General features: G+C 69.6%; 16 protein-coding genes. 9 read left to right on the top strand and 7 right to left on the bottom strand.

Annotated features, from left to right (window positions below; all coding sequences use genetic code 11):
• Window positions 1-59: 59 nt before the first annotated feature.
• The 3 genes from ACSMFO_RS14935 to ACSMFO_RS14925 form a co-directional block, all read right to left on the bottom strand.
• Window positions 60-1445, bottom strand: a complete 1386-nt coding sequence (locus tag ACSMFO_RS14935; RefSeq protein WP_436459037.1) for an FAD-binding oxidoreductase — start codon at window positions 1443-1445, stop codon at window positions 60-62.
• 269 nt (window positions 1446-1714) lie between these two features.
• On the bottom strand, window positions 1715-2938 hold the full coding sequence (locus ACSMFO_RS14930) for a hypothetical protein (protein WP_436459036.1): 1224 nt from the start codon (window positions 2936-2938) through the stop codon (window positions 1715-1717).
• 135 nt (window positions 2939-3073) lie between these two features.
• Window positions 3074-6025, bottom strand: coding sequence for a BTAD domain-containing putative transcriptional regulator (locus ACSMFO_RS14925; RefSeq protein ID WP_436459035.1), 2952 nt, complete (start codon window positions 6023-6025; stop codon window positions 3074-3076).
• Window positions 6026-6167: 142 nt separating this feature from the next.
• Here ACSMFO_RS14925 and ACSMFO_RS14920 point away from each other — a divergent pair, with 142 nt between their 5' ends.
• Both ACSMFO_RS14920 and ACSMFO_RS14915 read left to right on the top strand, forming a co-directional pair.
• Entirely contained in the window at window positions 6168-6824 is a 657-nt protein-coding gene (locus tag ACSMFO_RS14920) for an SH3 domain-containing protein (RefSeq protein WP_037346577.1), read from the top strand.
• Window positions 6825-6868: 44 nt separating this feature from the next.
• Window positions 6869-8440: an alkaline phosphatase D family protein gene (locus ACSMFO_RS14915; protein ID WP_436459034.1), complete on the top strand. Its 1572-nt coding sequence runs from the start codon at window positions 6869-6871 to the stop codon at window positions 8438-8440.
• Between the two features lie 99 nt (window positions 8441-8539).
• On the opposite strand, the gene ACSMFO_RS14910 is transcribed toward ACSMFO_RS14915, so the two are convergent.
• Both ACSMFO_RS14910 and ACSMFO_RS14905 read right to left on the bottom strand, forming a co-directional pair.
• Window positions 8540-9544, bottom strand: a complete 1005-nt coding sequence (locus tag ACSMFO_RS14910; protein WP_436459033.1) for a winged helix-turn-helix domain-containing protein — start codon at window positions 9542-9544, stop codon at window positions 8540-8542.
• Between the two features lie 144 nt (window positions 9545-9688).
• Window positions 9689-10849 (bottom strand): glycoside hydrolase family 88/105 protein, encoded by a 1161-nt coding sequence (locus ACSMFO_RS14905; RefSeq protein ID WP_436459032.1) that lies wholly within the window; start codon window positions 10847-10849, stop codon window positions 9689-9691.
• Between the two features lie 238 nt (window positions 10850-11087).
• Here ACSMFO_RS14905 and folP point away from each other — a divergent pair, with 238 nt between their 5' ends.
• Complete coding sequence (folP, locus tag ACSMFO_RS14900; protein WP_083650052.1) at window positions 11088-11954, top strand: dihydropteroate synthase; 867 nt, start codon at window positions 11088-11090, stop codon at window positions 11952-11954.
• Here folP and ACSMFO_RS14895 read toward each other — a convergent pair.
• On the bottom strand, window positions 11951-13471 hold the full coding sequence (locus ACSMFO_RS14895; RefSeq protein WP_436459273.1) for a sensor histidine kinase: 1521 nt from the start codon (window positions 13469-13471) through the stop codon (window positions 11951-11953). The two genes, folP and ACSMFO_RS14895, sit on opposite strands and share 4 nt — an antisense overlap.
• Before the next feature lie 217 nt (window positions 13472-13688).
• On the opposite strand from ACSMFO_RS14895, the gene ACSMFO_RS14890 reads away from it, so the two are divergent.
• From ACSMFO_RS14890 to ACSMFO_RS14875, 4 genes are all read left to right on the top strand, one after another.
• Window positions 13689-14750 (top strand): ABC transporter substrate-binding protein, encoded by a 1062-nt coding sequence (locus tag ACSMFO_RS14890; protein ID WP_436459031.1) that lies wholly within the window; start codon window positions 13689-13691, stop codon window positions 14748-14750.
• Between the two features lie 16 nt (window positions 14751-14766).
• The gene (locus tag ACSMFO_RS14885) at window positions 14767-15549 is read left to right on the top strand and encodes an ABC transporter ATP-binding protein (RefSeq protein ID WP_360122141.1); all 783 of its coding nucleotides are present in this window, start codon (window positions 14767-14769) and stop codon (window positions 15547-15549) included.
• Window positions 15536-16429, top strand: a complete 894-nt coding sequence (locus ACSMFO_RS14880) for an ABC transporter permease (RefSeq protein ID WP_436459030.1) — start codon at window positions 15536-15538, stop codon at window positions 16427-16429. Before ACSMFO_RS14885 ends, ACSMFO_RS14880 begins: the two co-directional genes overlap by 14 nt.
• Window positions 16430-16519: 90 nt before the next feature.
• Window positions 16520-17452, top strand: coding sequence for an acyl-ACP desaturase (locus ACSMFO_RS14875; RefSeq protein WP_038517929.1), 933 nt, complete (start codon window positions 16520-16522; stop codon window positions 17450-17452).
• Window positions 17453-17587: 135 nt separating this feature from the next.
• On the opposite strand, the gene ACSMFO_RS14870 is transcribed toward ACSMFO_RS14875, so the two are convergent.
• Window positions 17588-19267: a DEAD/DEAH box helicase gene (locus ACSMFO_RS14870; protein WP_436459029.1), complete on the bottom strand. Its 1680-nt coding sequence runs from the start codon at window positions 19265-19267 to the stop codon at window positions 17588-17590.
• Window positions 19268-19540: 273 nt separating this feature from the next.
• Here ACSMFO_RS14870 and ACSMFO_RS14865 point away from each other — a divergent pair, with 273 nt between their 5' ends.
• Together ACSMFO_RS14865 and ACSMFO_RS14860 are read left to right on the top strand one after the other, a co-directional pair.
• Window positions 19541-20878 carry a serine hydrolase domain-containing protein gene (locus ACSMFO_RS14865; RefSeq protein ID WP_436459028.1) on the top strand — a complete coding sequence of 446 codons (1338 nt, stop codon included), beginning with the start codon at window positions 19541-19543 and terminating at the stop codon, window positions 20876-20878.
• A 25-nt stretch (window positions 20879-20903) separates the two neighbouring features.
• Entirely contained in the window at window positions 20904-22634 is a 1731-nt protein-coding gene (locus tag ACSMFO_RS14860; RefSeq protein ID WP_436459027.1) for an acyl-CoA dehydrogenase, read from the top strand.
• The last annotated feature ends 186 nt before the right edge of the window (window positions 22635-22820 follow it).

Here is a 22820-nt window from a genome sequence, read left to right as displayed (position 1 = left end):
GGAGTTTCGCACGACGATTACGGACTTGTGAAGACCATTCATGGTTGTGAATAACCGCTTCACTCAGCGGGACGGATGTTCGCGTTGTGGTGGAACACGTTGTCCGGGTCGTGCACCGCCTTGACGGCGGCCAGCCGCGCGTACTTCTCCGCGCCGAACGCCGTGCGCACGCGGTCTTCGTCGTATTCGTTCATGAAGTTCAGATAACCGCCGTAGTTGTTGGAATGCGGCAGGAGTTCCTCCCACAACGACCGCACCCAAGCCCGGTCGGCGGCCAGGAGTTCCGGCGTCGGCGCGGTCGCCGCGAGGCCGATGACGAACCCCGGCGTCCGCGGCCCGCCGAACGCGGTCGCGTCGTCGGGCACCGTCGAGAACGTGTCCTGCAACGGCACGATCGGCATCACGGTCGTCGGCGACGCCTTGTCCGGCAGGCGCGCGGCGATCACGTCGATGACCTTTTCGGACAGTGACGAGACATAGAGCGATTTCTCGTAGGCGAGGATGCCCCGGGGCGCGGTCGGGTCGAGCAGTTTCTGCAGCTCCGCGTACGGCATCGGCGTGACGAGTTCGAACGCCGTGGGCAGCCCGCCCCGGATCCGCTCGACCAGCCCCTCGTGCCGCTCTGGGCCGTCGAAGCCGGCGACGACCAGCGCGAGCCCTGGCGCGAGGTGGTGCTCCGGCGGGACGAACGGCGCGGGCGGCGCGGTGATCCCGACGAGCATCGAACCGGTGCCCGGCGGCAGCGTCGCGATCACGTCCTTCGCGAAGCGCATCGCGTCGGGCGCGTCCGCCAGTGTCCAGAAGAACAGCCCGACCTCGGCGAGACCGACCCGGTGCAGCCGGAACTCGAATTCCGTGATCACGCCGAAGTTCCCGCCACCGCCGCGCAGTGCCCAGAACAGATCCGGATGCTCTGCTTCGGACGCCCGCAGGATCCGGCCGTCGGCCGTGACGACCTCCGCCGAAAGCAGATTGTCGATCGTGAGCCCGTGTTTCGCCGTCAGCCAGCCGAAGCCACCCCCGAGGGTGAGGCTGCCGACGCCGGTGTCGCTCACCGTGCCGCCGACCGTCGCGAGCCCGTACCGCTGCGTCGTTTCGTCGACGTCGGCCCAGACGGCGCCGCCCCCGGCCCGCGCGGTGCGGGCGTCGGGATCGACGGTGATCCGGCGCAGCCCGCCGAGGTCGATCACCAGACCGTCGTCGGCCACGGCGGAACCGCTGAAACTGTGCCCGCCACCGCGAACGGTGATCTCGAGGCCCTTTTCGCGGCCGAAGGCCAGCGCGGTGACGACGTCTTCGCGGGTGGCGCATTCGGCGACCACCGCCGGACGCCGGTCGATGTCGCCGTTCCATACGGCGCGGGCGGTGTCGTAGCCCGGATCGGCGGCGGTGACCACCGTGCCGGAGAGCTTTTCGCGCAGCGTGGTCGTTTCGGGCGGATTCATGGGGACCCCCTCAGGTCGTGGCTACCGCAAGTCTCGATGGCGGACGCCGCGGCCCAAGGTCCTCACGAGCGGGAGAAAGGGCGGACGAAAGGGCGAAGGCCCGGCGTTATGGGGTACGCCGGGCCTTCGCGATCTGTGTTCGACCTATGAACCCGCGACCGCGATCGACGTCGGCAGGGCGCGGCCTGGCATCTCGGGTCACGACGAGTGGCAGGGCGCCCTGCCACCGCGATAGCGGGGCCTTCGGCCGAAGCGGGTTCAGGAGTGCGTCAGCACTTGGGTGCCACCGGCAGGTCCGAGCCGGTCTGCACGTAGGTGTCGGAGACGTAGTGCCCCGGGCCGATCCGGTCCCAGATTTTGCTGGTGCCGAACTTGCCGGTGACGGTCTCGCCCTCGACGTAGCATTCGATGTTGACCTTCGCGTAGTTCGCCGCGAGGCCCTTGATCGCCGCGGTGGTGCTCGCCGAGGCACGGACGTTCATCGGGTCGCCCGCGGTGCTGATGACGCCGGTCGGGCCGGAGCCGGTCCACAGGTAGGAGACGTTGACCCAGCCGTTGTCCGTCATCTTCAGGCCGTCCCAGAAAGTGCCGTCCGCGAGGTCGATACCCGCCGGGTTGGCGACCCTGCGGCCGAACTCGTCCTTGCCGCCGTTGTAGCCGTCCTGGTACGCGGCCTGCGCCTCGGGCTTGCCCTGCGGCAGGTTCTTCCACATCTGGCGGGTGGCCGACGGGTTCCAGTAGTCGTCCTTGGTGTTCCACGGGCCGACGTCCCACACCGGCGCGTATTCGCAGCGGCTGTTGTCGGTGCGGCAGATGCGGACGGTGTAGTTGCCGGTGTTCTTGGGCGCCAGGCCGCGGCCCGAGGGGAGGGCGACGAAGTGGTCGCGGGACTTGATCACGTGCCCGTTGGCGGTGGTGCCGCCGACGAGGCCTTCGCGGGTGCCGTAGACCTTGTACGTCAGCGGGGCCGCGGCCGCGCCGATCGCGTTCACCTGCGGGCCGAGATCACCCTGGAGGGTGACGTCACTGACCTTCGCGGTCACGCCGTCGTTCACCGTGCGCAGTCCGATGCGGACCTGGACCGTGGAGACCGAAGCGGACAGCTGGGCGGCGCCGCCGTCGGTGGGCGTCCACTCGGTCCAGTCCTGGGAGTTGAGCTTGCCGCGGACGTCGACCTCGACCTCGGTGCCCTTCGGCGCGTCGGCGGTCACCTGGGCGGTGACGCGGTTGACCGGCTTCCCGAGCTTCTGCTCGGCCAGCAGCAGGTAGCCCTGGCTGCCGATGGAGTCGGGTTTTCTGTGCCAGGCGGCGTTTTCCAGGCTGAGCACGCCGCCGTCGCTGCGGACGTTGACGTCGTCGCCGTCCACAGTGGACAGGTCGGCGCGCCAGCTTCCTTCGGGCGCGGCGTTCGCGGGGCTGGCGGCGAGCGCGGTGACCGCCCCCACGGCCAGCACGGCCGCCATCACCCGGCGGGCCTTCACGGTCCGGACCATTCCGGTCTCCCTTCGAGCACTCTCGGTTGCTACGAAGGGAGCTTCGCCGGGGGCTGTACACGATCGATACAAACGCGAGTCGGCACCTGATCGCGGTGCGTGAACACCGCGATCAGGTGTCGAAGGGCGAAACGGTCAGGCGCTCGCGGAGTCGTTGTAGGACGCTTCGGCCGACTCCTGAAGACGTGAAGCGAGCGCGGATTCCTGCGGCCGTGCGGAGAGTTCCCGCCACAACGCCAGCGCGCGTTCCGAATAGGTCCGAGACCGCTCGGGCTGGCTCAGCGCCTCGTGCAGTTCCCCGAGCAACTGCGACACCTCGGCCTCGGACCGGCGGTCCCCGTTGCGCCGGTGCACGCTCAGCGAATTGACCAGCAGCAGTTGCGCGTGCGCCAGATCGCCGCTGTGCAGGTACAGCTCGCCGAGATTCTGGTTCGCGTAGCCGACGCAGTGGTCGTCGCCGAGTTCGTTGAAGAGGGCGATGGCGCGGTCGACCCACTCCCGCGCGCCCGCGAGGTCGCCCTGATGCTGACGCAGCATCGCGAGCCGCTTCAACGCGTGCGCCTCCCGATGCCGGTCCCCGATCCGGGCGGACTGTTCGAGGGCTTCGGTGAACCAGCGTTCCGCTTCGGCGAACCGGTGCCGCGCGAGCCACACCGCACCGATGGCGATCCGCGCGAGGGCCTCGCCATGCGGGTCGCCCGCCGCCGAGAACTGGTCGAGTGCCGCGTGACAGTGCTCCAGCGCGACGGTGTCCTCGCCCTTGATCCGCAGCACCGTGCCGAGCCCGGCCAGCGCGATCGCCGCGCCCTGCGCGTCGCCGACCTTGTCGAACAGCAGTTGCGACTGCTCGAACGCGACCAGGGCCTCGGCGTAGCTGTCCTGGTAGAGCTGGATCTGCCCGAGGTTGCGCTGGATGATCGCCTCGCCGCGGACCTCGCCGGACCGCCGGGCGGCGGCCAGCGCGACGGCGTGCGTCTGCAGCCAGTCGTCCTGGTGACCGCGCTGGTCGAAGTACGGCGCCAGCGCGGCGGCGAGCCGCCAGGCCAGCGAATCGAAGCCGAGGTCGGCGGCCAGCGAGACGGCGGCGACACAGGTGTGCCGTTCGGCAGCGAACCACGCGGCCGGATCCTCGATCAGCCTGCCGGTCCCCCGGGGGAGCGCGGGCTGGGCCGCGGTGTCGTCCCGGTAGAGGCCGAAGAAGTGGATCGGCAACCGGTCCGCGGCCTCGACAGCGAGCGCGAGATAGCCCTCCAACACCCGTTTCGTGGCGCCGTGCGCCTTCGCCGGGACGTCCTGCGCGCGGAGTTCGAGCGCGTAACACCGCAACAGGTCGTGCAGGCGGTAGCGAGGCTCGCCGGTGGTGTCCGAGCCACTGAGCTCGACCAGATGGGCGTCCACCAGCACGTCGAGGACGTCGTCCCCGTGCTCGCGGCCGAGCAGGGCCGCGACCACCCAGCCGGGGAACTGCACCGAGCCGAGCCCGCCGAGGCCGCGGAACGCGGTCGCCGCCGACATGGGCAGCAGGTCGTAGCTGAGGGTGACACTCGCCCGCACGGCGAGATCGCCGACGCGGAGTTCGTCCAATCTTCGTCTCTCGTCCCGCAGCCGGTCCGCCAGCACGCGCAACGTCCAGCCCGGCCGGTGCGTCAGCTTCGCCCCGGCGACCCGGATCGCCAGCGGTAGATACCCGCAGTGACGCAGGATCGCCGTCGCGCACTCCGGCTCCGCGGCGACCCGCTCGGCGCCGACGATGCCTTCGAGCAGCTTCGCGGCCTCGGCTTCGGGAAGGAGTTCGACGTCGACCGGGGTCGCCCCGGCCAGATCCGGCATCCGGATCCGGCTCGTGATCAGCACCGCGCACGAACCCGCGCCGGGCAGCAGCGGCCGGACCTGCGCCGCGCTGCCGGCGTCGTCGAGGACCACGCACATCCGCGTGGTCGACAGCCGGGACCGCAGCAACGCCGCGCGTTCGGGAAGATCGCGCGGCAGCCCCGCGTCGGGGACGCCCAGCGCGCGGAGCAGCTCGGCGAGCACCGTCATCGGGGGCCGGGGCGAGGAGGACGTCCCGGCGAGGTCGACGTGCAGCTGACCGTCCGGGAAGTCGTCCCGGACCGCGTGCGCCACCCGGATCGCGACGGAGGATTTGCCGATCCCCGGCGCCCCCGAAAGCACCGCGATCGCCGGCTTTCCCTGCTCGCGGCGCTCGCGGAAGAGGCCGACGAGCTTGCCGACCACGTCGTCGCGGCCGGTGAAGTCCGGCAGGTCCAGCGGCAGCTGGCAGACCGGCGCCATCGGCCGGGTGAGGGCCGCGGACACCGCGTCCTGGGTCGCGGACGGGGTGAGGACCAGCGAGGCCCGCAGCTCCCTCAGCCGCGGGCCCGGTTCGGTGCCGAGCTCCTCGGCCAGCACCTTCTCGGCCGTTTCGTAGGCCTCGATCGCGTCGGCCGTGCGGCCGTCGGCCCGCAGCGCGACGATCAGCTGCTGCCAGAGCTCCTCGCGCAGGGGATGCTCGGTGACCAGGCCGCGCAGTTCGGCGACGGCCTCCGCGGTCCGGCCGAGTTCGATCCTCGCCCGCAGCCGCTGTTCCTGCACCGCCAGCCGCAGTTCCGACAGCCGCGCCACGGTCGCGCCCCAGCCGTGGTCGTGGGGGAGGCCTTCGAGTACTTCCCCGCGCCACAGGGCTTCGGCTTGATCCAGCAGGTCGAGTGCGGATTCGGCCTCGCCACGGCCGAGCGCGTCCTGCGCGCGGGCGGCCAGTTCGCCGAACCGGATGTGGTCGATCTCCTCGGGCGTGGCCTTGAGGATGTATCCGGACGCCCGGCTCCCGATGCGCTCCCCGAGCGCGGGGTCGTGGTCGGCGAGGCGTTTGCGGAGTGAGTGGACGTAGGTGCGGATGTTCGCGGCCGCCGACCGGGGAGCCGACGAAGGCCACAGGACCTCGATCAGCAGTTCGGTGGAGACGACGACGTTGGGCTGGAGCAGGAGAGCGGCCAGCAGCAGACGGGGTTTGGGGCCGCCGAGCGGCACCACCTGCCCGTCCACCGCCACTTCGAGCGGACCGAGAACGCGAAACCCGAGAATAGTCACCTAAACCGCCAATACGGCAGGAGCCCCATATCCGCCGATAATATTGCCGTCCCGCCATGGTTGGCTAGATCCATTCGCATGCATGTGCAGACACCGGTCCGGTTTGTACGTGATGTGTACGACGCCGGTCGACCCTGCGGTCATGAAGCGTTCAAGTGTCCGGCGGCTCGCCGGTTTCTTTCTCGTGCTGGTGACGGCGGGCGCCTTGGGCCTCGCCGGAGCCACTCCCGCGGTGGCCGCGGCCACCGGGACCGTGAAGACGGCGGGTGATCCGCTGAACGTCCGCCGCGCCCCGAGCACCTCCTCGACCGCGGTGCGCACGGTCGCCAACGGCGCCACGGTGACCATCGACTGCCAGACGATCGGGACCTCCGTCGCCGGCCCGCTGGGCACGACGACGTTGTGGGACTACGTTCCCGCGCTGGGCGGTTACATCTCGGACGGTTACGTCTACACCGGTTCCGATCAGCGCATCGCGCCCGACTGCGGAGTCGGTTCCGGTAGCGCCGAATGTTCCACCGGCGTCTGCGCGGGTGAGGGGCAGTTCCGTTCATCGGATGCTCATTTCCTCGTCTACGACAAGGACGCCGACGGCAAGTCCGCCGTGGTCGCCTACTGGCTGAAGGGCGGCGCCGGCCCGTTCTACGTCTGGGCTTCCGGCGGCAACGGCACCCACGTCGACAAGGCCGTGCCGGTCGCGAAGGGATCGTGGGTCTATTACAAGGTCTGCGTCGCCAACGCCGCCGCCAATCCGACGCTCGAAGCCTGTAGTGGCGGCATCACCGATTACGCCGCGTGAAATCCCTCCCCTCTTCTTTCCCCACTTCGAAAGGTTGAATTTTCATGGGCCAGGTGAATCGGCGGGCGGTACTCCTCGGCGGTGCCGCGGCGGTTTCGGCGGCGGCGTTGTCGTCGACGGTGCCTTCGTGGGCGAACGCGAGAACGCTGGCGGCGGCGCCCGCCATCCACGATCCGTTCCAGCTCGGGGTCGCCTCGGGTGACCCGCTGCCGGACAGTGTCGTGCTGTGGACGCGGCTCGCGCCCGCGCCGCTGAACCCCGACGGTTTCGGCGGGATGCCGGACGCTTCGTACACAGTGGACTGGGAACTCGCGAACGACCAGGCGTTCACCTCGATCGCGCAGCGGGGCACCGTGACCGCGGCCCGCGCCTCCGGGCACAGCGTGCACATCGAACCGGTCGGACTAGAGCCGGGACGTGAATACTTCTACCGGTTCAAGACCAGTGGCTACATCTCGCCGGTCGGCCGGACCAGGACCGCGCCCGCCGCCGGTGCCGCGGTGAACCAGCTGAAGTACTGCTTCTCCTCGTGTCAGCACTGGGAGGAAGGCTGGTACCACTCGTACAAGGGCATGCTCGCCGACAACCCCGAACTGGTGCTGTTCCTGGGCGACTACATGTACGAGCGGAAGTCCGGCCGTGCCGCCGCCGAGCGGAATCCGCGCAGGCTGGCCTTCACCGAGGACGTCACGACCCTCGCGCAGTACCGCGCGCGGCACGCCCAGCACAAGACCGACGCCGACCTGCAGAACGCGCACGCGATGGCGCCGTGGATCGTGGTCTTCGACGACCACGAGGTGATGAACAACTGGAACGGCACCACCAGCCCGGCCACCGCGGACCGCAAGGCCGCCGGATTCCAGGCGTTCTACGAGAACATGCCGATCCGCTCCACCGCCAAGCCGAGCGGCGCGTCGATCCGCCTGTACCGCCAGTTCACGTGGGGGAACCTCGCCCGGTTCCACATGCTCGACACCCGTCAATACCGCAGCGCGCAGGTGCCCGACCCCTCCGGTACGACGGGACCGGCGTGCACCGACATGCGGTCGACGTCGCGCAGCATCCTCGGCACCACACAGGAAGCGTGGCTGCTGAAGGCGCTGGAGACGCAGCCGGCGAAGTGGGACTTCCTCGGCCAGCAGGTCTTCTTCGCCACCCGTGACGGCGACGGCAACAAGGCGACGTGCGAGAGCCCCGACTCCTGGCAGGGTTACGAGGCCTCGCGCGACCGGATCGCGAAGGGCATCGTGGACCGCAAGGTGCCGAACCCGATCGTGCTGACCGGCGACGTCCACCGGCACTGGGCGGCCGATCTGCGCCGCGACTACTTCAACCACAGCGACCCGGTGTTCGGTTCGGAACTCGTGACGACCTCGGTCACGAGCAACAGCGACACCGCGACCGACCCGTCGTCGACGTGGCTCTCGAACAACCCGCACATCAAGTACTGCCGGGGAAAGCGCGGCTATGTCCGGGTGACGGCGTCGCAAACGCAGATGCGGGCGGATTTCATGACGGTTTCGGACACCACCGAGTACGACTTCTCGAAGGTGACCTTGGCCGCGGACCGTTCGTACGTCGTCGAGGCCGGCAAGCCGGGGCTGCAGCGGGTCTAGTGCGGGCTGAAAGCGTCCTTCGCCTCGTCTCACGCGGTGAAGGGCGCTTTCCTCGCATCAGATGCGGTGAAGGACGCTTTCAGCCCACGGCACCCCTAGTCAGGAGAGCAGGTCCACCAGCGCGTCACCGCGAGGAGTCCGGACCACGAGGACGACCTGGCCCTCGCGGTGCCGCTGGATCAAACCCGCCGAAACGAGCTGTTCGCAGTGGTAGGTCGCGGTGCTCGCCGCGCACGACAGCAGATTCGCGATCTCGCCCATCCGGGCCGGTTTTCCCAGATGCCGCAACAGTTTCGCGCGGTGGGCTCCGACCACCAGGTCGAGCCCGTCGACACCCGGGGCCGGTTCGGTCTTGCCGCCGTCGAGCAGGCCGTCGAGCCCCGGCAGCGGGTAACCGATCCAGATGGCGTCCTCTTCGTCGAAGTTGGACACCACCGAACGGCTGCCCGCGAGCATCGGGACGAGGATCAGCTTGCGGCCACGGGTGGTGTACCGCGCCGGTTCGGCGTCGGGCAGCAGGAGACATCCGTTGCTGAACCGGAAATGGGGCCGCAGCAGGCCGAGTACCGCGTCCGTCCCGCCGCGGACGGAGGCGACGCCGATGCGTTCGATCTCGCGGTCGAGCAGGGGGCGGGCCTTGGTCCAGAGATTTTCGGTCGCCAGCCTGGTCGCGGTGAAGGCGTCCGCGATCGAGGCGACCCAGCGTCTCGGATGGTCGGCGGCCTGCCGCCACTGCGCGGGCAACCGGTCGCCGAAGACCTCTTCCAGGCCTTTCAGGACGTCGGCCTCCGGCAGTTCGCGCAGCATCTCCGCCTGGGTGGCGGCGGAAGAGTCCTCACCGGGACTGATCGGGACGATGAAGTCCGGCTGTACCGAGGTGCCGCGGCGGGCGAGCGCGCTCGCCGCGCGGTATCCCTGCTCCGGGATCGCCGAGCCCACCTGACGGCGCCAGGCGGCGGGCAGGCCGCGGTCGTACCCGCCGACGACCTCGACGAGCATCGAAACCAGTGAGATGTGCGGGGAAACCGTCACACCGACCGGGATCGTGCTGGTGTCACCGAGTTCGAGCCGGGTATAAGAAGCCGGGGGCGGCGTCTCGCGCATCCGGTCGTCCCTCCTGGGAGTGGGCGTCGCAGCACGCGATGTTAGCGCCTCCGGTCAATACCCGGCACCCGCCCGGAAACCGACCGAAGGACGCTTTCCCCAGGTCGGAAGCGGGGAAGGCGTCCTTCGGCCGGTGCGGCGACCTCAGCGGGCGAGTTGCTCATTCATGATGAGGAACGCGCCGAGACCGTGGAAATCGTTGGTGTTGCGTTTACGCGCGTAGTAATACGCCGTGTCGCCGACGTTGGTGCCTTCGGAAATGTTCGCGATATCGGTCAATCCGTCGGATCCGGTCGAAACCTGGGACAGAACCCCGCGATAGCCCTTCGCGGCCACTGGTCCGTACTCCGGGCCGACGTGGCCGCGTTGCACCGCGCGGGACAGCAGGAACGTGTACATCGCCGAGGCCGACGTCTCCAGCCAGTTGTCCTTGTCGCCGCCCCGGTCGACGACCTGGAACCAGCGGCCCGAAGCCCGGTCCTGCCAGCGCCGGTAGCCGGCCGCGAGGAATTCGACGACGTCCACGAGACGACGCCGCCGCGGATGGTCGCGGGGAAGGATTTCGAGGAGGTCGATCGCCGTCATCCCGAGCCAGCCGATCGCCCGCCCCCAGTGGTACTTCGAATGCCGTCCGGCGCCCGAAGCCCACGGTTCCGAGCCGTCCTCGTCGTAGGCGTGGTAGAGCAGGCCCTTGGCGGGTTCCTTGAGGTGGTCGAAGTAGACGCTGACGTTCTTCGCGGCTTCTTCGTAGCAGTAGCCGGCATCGCCGAAGGTCTTGCCGTACAGGGCGAGGAACGGCTGCGCCATGTACACGCCGTCCGCCCACAACTGCCCGACCCGGCTCGTGGCGTGGAACATCCCGCCGTCGGACGTCCGGGGATAGGACGGGAAGCGGCCACGTAGCTGCTCCGCCGCGGTCTTGTACTTCGCCTGCCCGGTTTCGGTGTACAGCAAGGGGAACATCTGCCCGGAGCGCATCGCGTCCAGGTTGGTGAACCCGTTGGAAATACCGCTGTCGGTGACGAATCGGTCGTACCACGCGAGGATGTAGTCGAGGTAGGACTTCTCGCCGGTGCGCCGGTACACCAGGTACTGGCCGTAGAGGTAGAGACCACGGGTGTAGCCCCACCCGCCGAGCGTGGCCGGGGTGTGGCGTTTCATCGTCGAGTCGACGACCGCGCGCGACCAGTCCACCGGCGCCGCGGTGGCCACGCCGGGCAGGGTGAGCGCGCCGAGGGCGCCCGCGGTTCCCGCCAGCACGGTGCGTCGCGAAAGCCGTGCCGCGCGACGAGGATCCGGTGCCATTCGAGGTCCTTCCTGCGCAAGGAAACCGGGGGAATGAGTGGCCGGGATGCCGATCCGCCGTCCGTCGCCATCCCGGCTGAACAACGTCTACCCGCGTGTTCGACGGCGAGTCAAGAGAGATCCGATCTCTTACGTCATATATCAGATATGCCACTCGAATGGGCGCTCCCGGTCCCCGGGACGGTCCCGCTGGGCGGCACTTTCGGTCTCCGGGCGTCCGCTCGCCTACGATCGGTGCGTGAACGAGCTGACCTTCCGCGGGCGCCGCGTCGCCAGGGACCGCGCCCTGGTCATGGCTATCGTCAACCGGACCCCCGATTCGTTCTACGACAAGGGCGCGACCTTCTCGGATCCGGACGCGCTCGCCGCCGTCGCCAGGGTGGTGGCGGAGGGCGCCGACATCGTGGACATCGGCGGGGTCAAGGCAGGCCCCGGCGCGGACGTCGACGTCGAGGAAGAGATCCGACGGGTGGTCCCGTTCGTCGAGCGGATCCGGGAACTGCATCCCGACCTGGTGATCAGCGTCGACACCTGGCGCCACGAGGTGGGCAGGCGCGCGGCGGAGGCCGGCGCGGATCTGATCAACGACACCTGGGCGGGCGCCGATCCGAAACTGGCCGAGGTCGCCGCGGAATTCGGCACCGGTTACGTCTGCTCGCACACCGGGAACGCCGTCCCGCGCACCCGTCCGTTCCGGGTGCGCTATCCGGACATCGTCGCGGACGTCGTCGCGGAAACGACGGCCCACGCCGAAGCCGTCGTGGCGCTCGGCGTCCCGCGTGAAGGGGTGCTGATCGACCCGACGCACGATTTCGGCAAGAACACGTGGCACAGCCTGGCGCTCCTGCGGCACGCGCGGGAGCTGGCGGACACCGGCTGGCCGGTGCTGATGGCACTGTCCAATAAGGACTTCGTCGGGGAGACGCTCGGCGTGGAACTCGCGGAGCGGGTCGACGGCACCCTCGCCGCGACGGCGTGGGCGGTGGCCGAAGGGGCGAAGGTGTTCCGGGTGCACGAAGTGCGGCGTACCCGGCAGGTGCTGGAGATGGTCGCGTCGATCCAGGGGACACGGCCGCCCGCGCGCGCGATCCGCGGACTCGCCTAGCCGTCAGTCGGGATGACGGCCGAAACCGTGGTGCCCGAGCCGGGTTCGCTCGCGACGGTCAGTTCGCCGCCGAGCGCCCGGACCCGGTCACGGAGGCCGTGCAGCCCGGAACCGCCGCCGAGGTCGGCCGTGCCGACGCCGTCGTCGTGGACGTCCACCCGCAGGCCGTCCTCCTCGACGCGGATGCACACCCGGACCTGTTCGGCCTGCGCGTGCTTCAACGCGTTGGTGACCGCTTCCGAGACGACGAAGTACGCCGTCGCCTCGACGGCGCCGCTGAGCCGGGGCACGTCCGCCCCGGCGAGGTCGACGGCGATCGGGACGCGGGCCAGCAGCGACCGGACCGCGGGGATCAGCCCGGCCTCGGTGAGGATCGGGGGACGCAGCCCGCGCGCGAGTTCACGCAGTTCGGTGACGGTGGCCTGCAGTTCGTCGATCGTGCCGGTCAGCAGGGTCGCGACGGCGGGCGTGAGGTCGTCCCCGAGCCGTCGTTCCGCCATCCGCAGCAGCAGTACGACGCTGACCAGGCGTTGCTGTGCCCCGTCGTGCAGGTCGCGTTCGACCCGCCGCCGCTCGTCGTCGGCGGCGGCGACGATACGGGCGCGGGAGGCCTGGACCTCGACGAGACGTTCCTCAAGTTCCGCGGCCAGCCGCTGGTTGTCCAGGACGAGCCCGGCGGCGGCGTTGAGCGCGTCGATCGACCGGCTGTCCTTCCACACCTCGTCGTCCTGCACGAGCGCGGCCAGCCCGGAGCCGTCGCGTTCCAGCAGGAGCCGGATCATCTCCGCGTTGCCGACCCGCGCCCGCAGCACCCCGATCAGGAACGTCAGCGGCCACAGGCAGAACGAGATCCGGTAGACGTCGAGCAGCGGTTCGGAGAACGGATGCCCGGAGCCGAGCGCGCTGCCGACCGTGGTGCTCACCGCGCCGGCCACGGCGATCGCGAGGACGGGGGAGAGCAGCCGCCGCTGCGGGAGCCGCCCGGCGAGCCAGCGGTAGAGCAGCACCACCACGACCCCGCCGCCGATCAGCGCGCCGACCAGCTCCAGCAGCCGTTTGACCAGCTGTTCGGCCTCCGGCGAGGCGGCGACCGCGGCGAGGTTCCGCGGATCGTCGTTGACCAGCAGGCCGAGGACCGCCGACCCGAAGACCACGGCGTACGCGGAGAACGCGAGGATCCGCTCCCCTCGGGACCGGAGTTTCCCGTGCGGGAAGGCGAGCACGAGATGCGCGATCACCGGACTGGACGCGGCCGAAAGCGCCAAGCCGAGGGTGTGCGTGAGCGGCTCGTCGGAGAACTGGAGGTCCTCGGTGAACAACGCGAGCCCGGCCAGCGCGATGAGCAGGCCGATGGGGTTCGAGGCGCGGCGCACGTGCGCGACGGCGCCGGCGAGGAGGAAGAGGAACCCCGTCGTGGACGACAGGGTGGTGTCGAGCACGGTGTGCGTGCCGTCGGCGATCTTGAGCGTCGTCGCGACGACGCCCATGCCGATCCCGGCGGTCAGCACGCCCGCCATCGCGACGGTCCGAGGGTGCGTCACCACTAAGCGTGATTCGTCCGTTCGGCCCGGACCGTTACACCGGTCCTGATATGTGGAACACCTGTTCCGCCAGGTGTCAAGGATTCTCAGCATCTTTCCCGTCATTCGGATGGCGATGCAGGCACGTGGGTGAACATGCGACTCTCGCGCCATCACCCGAGCCGAAGTCGTACCCTCCGAAAGGCGACCTTCCGTGAGCACCCACCACAGAACCCGTTTGCTGGCCGCGGCCTTCGCCGCCCTGACACTGGCCGGCGGGATCGCGGGGTGTTCACGCGCGGACAGCGGCGCCGCTCCGGCGGAGCAGAAGAGCCAGGGTGCCGCGGCCGAGGTGCGTGTCGGGTACTTCCCCAACGTGACGCACGCGCCCGCGCTGATCGGCGTCAAGAACGGCTTCTTCGCCAAGGAAATCGGCTCGACGAAGCTCACCACGCAGACGTTCAACGCCGGCCCCGAAGAGGTCAACGCGCTGCTCGGCAACTCGCTCGACATCGCCTTCATCGGCTCCGGGCCCGCGATCAACGCCTTCACCAAGTCCAAGGGCGCCATCCAGCTGGTCTCCGGCGCGGTCACCGGCGGAGCGCAGCTGGTGGTGAAGCCCGAGATCACCGCTCCCGAGCAGCTCACCGGCAAGAACATCGCCACACCGTCGCTGGCGAACACCCAGGACGTCGCGCTCAAGAAGTTCATCGCCGAAAAGAAGCTGCCCGACGTCAAGATCACCAACCTCGAGAACCCGAAGACGTTCGACGCCTTCAAGAAGGGCGAGCTCGACGGCGGTTGGCTGCCCGAACCGTGGTCCTCGCGGCTCGTGCTGGACGCGGGCGCGAAGGTCCTGCTGGACGAGAAGAACCTGTGGCCGGAAGGCAAGTTCCCGACCACGGTCGTGATCGTCCGCAGCGAATTCCTGCAGCAGCACCCGGAGACCGTCACCGCCATCCTCAAGGGTGAACTCGCCGCCATCGACTGGGCGAAGACCAACCCCGCCGAGGCGAAGAAGGTCGTCAACGGGGAGCTCAAGGCGCTCGCGGGCAGCACACTGAGCGAGGCCGTCCTCGATCGCGCCTTCTCCGGCATCGAACTCGGCATCGACCCGGTGGCGTCGACCTTCACCCAGCTCGCGCAGGACTCGGTGACCGCGGGCGTGGTGAAGTCCGCGGTGGACCTCAAGGGGTTCGCCGATTTCGGCCCGCTCAACGCCGTGCTCTCCGAGCAGGGCAAGCCCGGCGTGAACGCGCCCGGGCTGACGAAGTGACCGGAGGGGATCAGCGATGACGACCACCTTGGAGCCCGGCCTGTCCACCGATGTCGCCGTGCGGCTCGACGGGGTGCGGAAGGCGTTCGGGCCGACCGGCCGCGCCGTCGTGGCCCTCGACGGGATGGATCTGACGGTGGCGCCCGGCGAGTTCGTCTGTCTCCTCGGCGCCTCCGGTTGTGGCAAGAGCACCCTGCTGAACCTGGTCGCCGGGCTCGACCGGCCGACGTCGGGCTCGATCACGCTCGAGACCTCCCGGCCCGCGGTCATGTTCCAGGAAGCCGCGCTGATGCCGTGGCTGACCGCGGCCCGCAACGTGGAACTGCCGCTGCGGCTCGCCGGTTTCGGCCGGGCCGAGCGCCGCGAGAAGGCGGCCGAACTGCTCGAACTCGTCCGCCTCGGCGGCGCGGGCGACAAGCGGCCGCACGAGCTGTCCGGCGGGATGCGGCAGCGTGTCGCGCTCGCCAGGGCGCTGGCCGCGACCTTGCGTGTCGGCGGTGACGCGGAGCAGTCGCTGCTGCTGATGGACGAGCCGTTCGCCGCGCTCGACGCCATCACCCGCGACGTCCTGCAGGGTGAACTGCTGCGCGTCTACCGCAGCACCGGAACCTCGGTGCTGTTCGTGACCCACGACGTCCGCGAGGCCGTCCGGCTGGGCCAGCGGGTCGTGCTGCTCTCGTCGCGGCCGGGCCGGGTCGTGCGGGAATGGCGCGACGTCCAGGCCTCCGACGCCGAAGAGCTCACGCTGGAGATCACCGGTCACCTCCGGGAGGTGATCAGTACCCATGCCGCGGCTTGACCGCCCTGAAACCGCGGTGGAAGACGCCGACGAGGCCGTCGGCGCGGGACTCGATTCGCTCGACACCCCGACCGGGGAACGCCGGGAAAGCCGGGGCAAGCGGTTCCTGCGCGGCTTCGTGCCGCCGGTGGTCTTCCTGGCGCTGCTGGTCGCGCTGTGGCAGGCGCTGTGGGCCGCCGCGTTCTGGCCGGAGTCGATGCTGCCCGCGCCGCTCGCGGTGTGGGACGAACTCGTCGGCATCACCGTCGACGGCGAGATCTTCGAATTCGTCTGGACGTCGGTGCACCGGGCCGCGCTGGGCTTCCTGATCGGCGTGATCATCGGGACCCCGCTCGGCCTGCTGGTGGCGAAGGTCCGCATCGTGCGCGCCGCGGTCGGGCCGTTCCTGACCGGGCTGCAAAGCCTTCCGTCGGTGGCGTGGGTGCCGGCGGCGATCCTGTGGTTCGGCCTGAACGACGCCTCGATCTACTTCGTGGTGTTGCTGGGTTCGGTGCCTTCGATCGCGAACGGCCTCGTCTCGGGCATCGACCAGATCCCGCCGATCCTGCCGCGCGTCGGACAGGTGATGGGCGCGAACCGGCTCTCGTCGGCCCGGCACATCCTGCTGCCTGCCGCGTTGCCGGGGTTCCTGGCCGGGCTCAAGCAGGGCTGGGCGTTCTCGTGGCGTTCGCTGATGGCCGCCGAGCTGATCGCGCTGTCCCCGGCGCTGGGCAAGGGGCTCGGCGCGTACCTCAACGAGGGCTCGTCGTTCAACAGCATGGAAGGCGTGATCTCGGCGATCTTCCTGATCCTGCTGGTCGGCGTCGGTATCGAGCTGCTGGTGTTCCGTCCGCTGGAGCGTTCGGTGCTGCGGGCGAGGGGGCTGACGGCCTCGCTGTAAGTCGTTCATCTTCCGGAGGTGGCAAACCTACGACACCGTAAGTTACGGTGTCGTAGGTAGCGTTTTCCGTACCCTGGAAGGACGAAACGCATGACGGTCCCCGAAACCACCCGGCTGATGCTCGAGCTCGAGGGGACGGTCGAGGAGAATCTCAACCGGCATCTCTCGGTCGCCAAGGAATGGATGCCGCACGAGTACGTGCCGTGGGACGAGGGCCGGAACTTCGCCGATCTCGGCGGGGAGGCGTGGGATCCCGAGCAGTCGCGGGTGTCGCCGATCGCGCGGACGTCCCTGGAGGTCAACCTCCTCACCGAGGACAACCTGCCGAGCTACCACCGCGAGATCGAGCGCGCCTTCGGCCGCGACGGGGCGTGGGGGACGTGGGTGCACCGCTGGACCGCCGAAGAGGGCCGCCACGGCATCTGCATCCGCGACTATCTGCTGGTGACGCGCGCGGTCGATCCGGTCGAGCTGGAGCGCATGCGGATGCAGACCATGGAGGCCGGCTACGACAGCGGCGACAAGGCGCTGCTGAACGTCTTCGCGTACGTGTCCTTCCAGGAGCTGGCGACGCGGATCTCGCACCGCAACACCGGGAAATACACGCAGGATCCACTGTGCGAGAAGCTGCTCGCGCGGGTCGCGATGGACGAGAACCTGCACATGCTCTTCTACCGGAACCTGGTGCAGGCGTCGCTGGAGCTTTCACCCGACGCGATGATGCGCGCCATCACCGACGAGGTCGTCCAGTTCCAGATGCCGGGCGCGGTGATCCCGAGCTTCGTGCGGAAGGCCGCCCTGATCGCGAAGGCGGGCATCTACGACCTGCGGATCCACCACGACGAGGTGATCTGGCCGCTGCTGCGGCAGTGGAAGATCTTCGAGCTCGAAGGGCTCGGCGAGGTGGGGGAGAAGGCGCGGGACGAACTCGACCAGTTCCTGAAGGCCCTCGACACCCAGGCGTCACGTTTCGAAGAGCGTCGCGCGGCCGCCGAGGCCCGCTCCGCCGCCCGTCGCGCGTGAACGGAGCCGTCACTCGCGTGATCAGAGGCGTAACTCGCGTGATTGGAGCCGGATCACGGAGTTACGCCTTCAAACACGCGAGTTACGCCTCCGGACACGCGTGATCCGCCTGGGATCACGCGTGTCCGGGATGGGTCAGCGCGAGCGGCGCGAGCCGGCCCGGGTTCCCGAAGAGAACGCGGCGGCACCGCCACGACGGGCGGGAGCGCCGCCGGACTGGTTCCGCGAGGATTGCGACTTCGACGCGCCGGAGCCGCGGCGCGGCTGTGCTTCGGCGGCGGCGCGACGACCTTGGCCGCCCTTGGGTGCGCCTTCGCGACGTCCGGTGGACTCGGCCCCGCGACGGCCCTGGCCCGCGGAAGCGCCGCGACGGTCGCCCTCGGAGCGGGGCTGACGCGAACGGCCGTCCGAGGAGCCATCGCGACGTCCGCCGCCCGAAGCACCCCGGCCGCCGCCGGAAGCACCCCGGCCGCCGCCGGAAGCACCCCGGCCGCCGGCCGAGGGACCGCGGCCACGCCCGCCGCGGGCGCCACGCCCGCCGCGAGCCGGACGCTCTTCGTCGTCGCCCTTGGCCGGGATGGCCTCACCGGACGCGGTGACCTTCTTCGGCCGCGTGTCCACGATCGGCCGCCGCGGCGACGCGGTGAACGAACGCTCACCGGGCGCCAGCTCCGACAGCAGCGGGTGGCCGGGGCCGAGCTGTGTCGTGGTCGGCTTGATACCCGCCTTGCGGGTGAGGTCGCGGACGTCGCCGACCTGCGCGTCGGTCATCAGCGTGACGACGGTGCCGGACGCCCCGGCCCGCGCCGTCCGGCCGGAGCGGTGCAGGTACGCCTTGTGCTCGACCGGCGGGTCGGCGTGGATGACGAGCGTGACGTCGTCGACGTGGATACCGCGCGCGGCGATGTCGGTCGCGACCAGCGTCTTCGCCGCGCCGGACGCGAACGCCTCCAGGTTGCGGGTCCGCGCGGTCTGGCCGAGGTTGCCGTGCAGTTCGACCGCCGGCACGCCGGAGGCCATGAGCTTGCGCGTCAGCTGCTTGGCGCGGTGCTTCGTGCGGGTGAACACGAGCGTGCGGCCCGGGGCGGCGGTGAGGTCGATCAGCACCGGCAGCCGGTGGGTCTCCTCCAGGTGCAGCACGTGGTGCTTCATGGTCGCGACCGGCGACTGCGCCGAGTCGACGCTGTGCGTCACCGGGTCGTGCATGAAGCGCTTGACCAGCACGTCGACACCCGCGTCGAGGGTCGCGGAGAACAGCAGCCGCTGCCCGCGCTCCGGGGTCTCGGCCATGATGCGCCGCACGTCGGGCAGGAAGCCGAGGTCGGCCATGTGGTCGGCCTCGTCCAGCACGGTGATCTCGACGTGGTCGAGCTTCGCCTCGCCGGAACGCATGTGGTCGGCGAGCCTGCCGGGGCAGGCGACGACGATGTCGACGCCGTCACGCAGGCGGGTGATCTGCGGGTTCGGGCTGACCCCGCCGAAGATCGTGGTGACCTTGAGGCCGAGCGGTTTGGCCAGCGGCAGGAACGACGCCTCGATCTGGGTCGCCAGCTCGCGGGTCGGCGCCAGGACCAGCGCGCGCGGGCGGCCGGGGCGGCGCCGCGTCGGGCCGTCGGCGAGCCGGGCGAGGACGGGCAGCACGAAACCGTACGTCTTGCCGGAGCCGGTGCGGCCGCGGCCGAGGACGTCCCGGCCGGCCAGCGAATGCGGCAGCGTGGCGGCCTGGATCGGGAACGGGCTGGTGACGCCCTGTTCGGCGAGCGCGTCGACGATCGTCTTGGGCAGGCCGAGTTCGGTGAAGGTAGGTGTGCTCATAAGCGTGTGGGCACAGGTGCGCCCTGGTATCTCCGTAAGGATAGAAAGGGTTGTCCTGCCCGGCGCAGACCTCGGGGGCCGCGGCGCGTGGTCTTCGACAACGAAACGCGGCCCGAGGCAGAACTGAGCGGACCGCAGGTTCAGTGTACTGGGTCGTGATCTCCCCGGCTACGTGATATCGCCCGCACCGGCCCGGTGATGTTCGTCGGTTCGTACGAGCCGGACCCGGCCTCGCGGTGAAACGCTGACCTGACCGGACGAAAGGGGACACGGGTGTCGAACGTTCAGGAACTGCAAGGGGTGCTCGACGAGGAGGCGCGTCGCGCGAGTGTCCCCGGGGCCGTGGTGGGGGTGACGTACCGGGGCGAGGAGTCGGTGTTCGCCACCGGAGTGTCCAGTGTGGACACCGGGCTGCCGGTCGATCCCGGCACGTTGTTCATGATCGGCTCCACCAGCAAGACGTTCGCCGCGGCCGCCGTGCTCGCCCTGGTCGAAGACGGGGTGCTGGACCTGGACCGGCCGGTCGTCGAACACCTTCCCGATCTCCCGCTGGCGGATCCGGTGGCGCGGAAGACGGTGACCCTGCGCCATCTGCTCACACATTCGGCCGGGTTCCTCGGCGACGTGGACTTCACCACCGGATGGGGTGACGACGCGCTGGCCCTCGCGATCGCGAAGTTCGGCGAACTCCCGCAGAATTTCGCGCCCGGCGAGGTGTTCTCCTACTGCAACGCCGGGTTCCAGCTGGCCGGACGGGTCGTCGAGGTGGCCGTGGGCGAGCCTTTCGAGGACGTCGTCCGCGCCCGGCTGCTCGAACTGCTCGGCATGACCGAGTCGTATTACCTGCCGTGGGAGGTGCTCACCCGGCGTCACGCCGTCGGTCACGTCCTGCGTGACGGGAGACCGGCGGTCGAGCACACCGTGGGCCTGACCCGGGCCGACAGCGCGAGCGGCGGCCTCTGGTCGACGGCGGGTGACCAGCTGAAGTGGGCCCGGTTCTTCCTGACCGGCGAGGCCGAGGGGAAGCCGCCGCTCAGCGAGGCCACCCGTGACCTCATGCGTGCGCCGCAGCGCAAGGCCGCGCTGCGCTTCGAGGAGGTCGGCCTGAGCTGGCTGCACACGACTCACGGCGAGGCCCGGCTGGTCCGGCACGGCGGCAACGTGAGCAATCTGCAGCTGTCGGATTTCGTGACGCTGCCCGAGCACGATTTCGCCGTCACGGTGCTGAGCAACAGCGCGGGCGGATCGGCGTTGGGCGCCAAGATCGTCGACTGGTGCCTGGAGAACGTGGTCGGGCTGCCTCCGCTCGTGAGCCCGCAGCCCGTGCCCCAGCCGGATCTCGCCGAGTACCTGGGCCGCTACCAGACCGGTGACCTGGCGTTCGTGATCAGCGACCGGGACGGCGCCCTCTGGGCTCAGCTGGTCGCCGATATCGAGGACTTCCCGTCGCCTCCGCCATTCGAGGCCGTTTTCGTCGGCGGGGACACGATCGCCCCGGCAGCGGACACCCGCAAGCCCACCGCGCGGTTCCTGCGCGACGAGCGTGGACGGGTGACTTCGGTCGAGTTCGGTGGCCGGACGGCGAAGCGAGGCGCTACGGTTACCGGGTAGTAACTTCGGCTGACCAGGAGTGACCATGAGCGAAAAGGCGACCGCGTTGTTGCTGAACCCGGGTGGGTACGACCCCCAGCAGTTCGACCCGGAGACGCGTCGCCTGTTGCGTGCCACCATCGAGTGGTTCGAACAGCGTGGCAAGCGCAAGCTCGTCGAGGACTATCACGGCCGGACCTTCTATGCGGACTTCATCGAGTTCGCGGGCAAGGAAGGCCTGTTCTCCACGTTCCTCACTCCCGGCGCCGACGCCGAGGGGAACCCCGACAAGCGCTGGGACACCGCGCGGGTCGCGGCCCTGTCGGAAATCCTCGGCTTCTACGGCTTGAACTACTGGTACCCGTGGCAGGTCACCATCCTCGGCCTGGGCCCGGTGTGGCAGAGCGCGAACGAGGCCGCCCGCAAACGCGCGGCGGACTCGCTCGCGGCCGGCGGCGTCGCCGCGTTCGGACTGTCCGAAAAGGACCATGGTGCCGACATCTACTCGTCGGACCTCGTGCTCACCCCGGACGGTGCGGGCGGCTACCGGGCGAACGGGTCGAAGTACTACATCGGCAACGGGAACTGCGCGCGGACCGTGTCCGTGTTCGGCCGCATCGAAGGGGTCGAGGGCCCGGACCAGTACGTGTTCTTCTACGCGGACTCGGAACACCCGAACTACCGTGTGGTGAAGAACGTCGTGCCCTCGCAGATGTACGTCGCCGAGTTCGAGCTCAACGACTATCCGGTGTCCGAAGAGGACATCCTGCACGTCGGCGCCGAAGCGTTCTCCGCGGCGCTGAACACGGTCAACATCGGCAAGTTCAACCTGTGCTTCGGCGGCATCGGGATGTCGACGCACTCGCTGTACGAGGCGATCACGCACGCGCACAACCGGGTGCTCTACGGCAAGAAGGTCACCGATTTCCCGCACGTGCGCCGGGAATTCGTCGAGGCGTACGCGCGGCTCGTCGCGATGAAGCTGTTCTCCGACCGCGCCGTGGACTACTTCCGTAGCGCGAACGCGGACGACCGCCGGTACCTGCTGTTCAACCCGATCACCAAGATGAAGGTGACCACCGAGGCGCAGAAGGTCATCGGCCTGGTCGCGGATGTGGTGGCGGCCAAGGGTTTCGAGGCCGACACCTATCTCGCGATGTCCAAGAACGACATCGACGGCCTGCCGAAACTCGAAGGCACGGTGGCGGTGAACCTCGCGCTGATCGCGAAGTTCGTGCCCGCGTACCTGTTCGCGCCGCAGGCGTACGAGCCGGTGCCGACCCGTTCCGACGCGGCGGACGACGAATTCCTGTTCCGCCAGGGCCCCGCGCGCGGGCTGTCGAAGGTACGGTTCCACGACTGGCGCGAGGCCTACGCCAAGGCGTCCGCGATCCCGAACGTCGCGCGGTTCACCGAACAGGCCGAAGCGCTGGTGAAGCTGTTCACCGACGCGGCCCCGGACGAGGCGCAGCAGCAGGATCTCGACTTCGGCCTCGCGCTGACCGAGCTGTTCACGCTGGTCGTCTACGGGCAGCTGGTGCTGGAGCAGGCGGAGATCACCGGCATCGAGACCGAGGTCGTCGACCAGATCTTCGCCGTGCTGGTGCAGGACTTCAGCGTCGCGGCGATCGACCTGCACGGGAAGTCGTCCTCGACCGAGGCGCAGCAGGCGCTGGCGCTCGCTTCGATCCGGAAGCCGGTCGTGGACGCGGACCGCTTCGACCACGTGTGGTCCCTGGTCCGCGATCTCTCCGGCGCCTACGCGATGAACCCCTGACCCAAGTACATGAAGGCCCCCATCCTTGCGCCTAGGTACAGGATGGGGGCCTTCATGTACTTCTGAGCCTTACTTGCCGAAGCCGGCCTTCCGGAGCGCGTCCGCCATGGCGCCGCCGCCACCGAAGTTGCCGCCGCGGTCCCGGCCGCCACCACGGCCGCCCTGGCCGCCGCGCTGGCCGCCTTG

It is taken from the genome of Amycolatopsis sp. w19 (assembly GCF_051373225.1).
Classification (GTDB): domain Bacteria; phylum Actinomycetota; class Actinomycetes; order Mycobacteriales; family Pseudonocardiaceae; genus Amycolatopsis; species Amycolatopsis japonica.
This window is presented reverse-complemented; position numbering and strand designations above follow the sequence as displayed.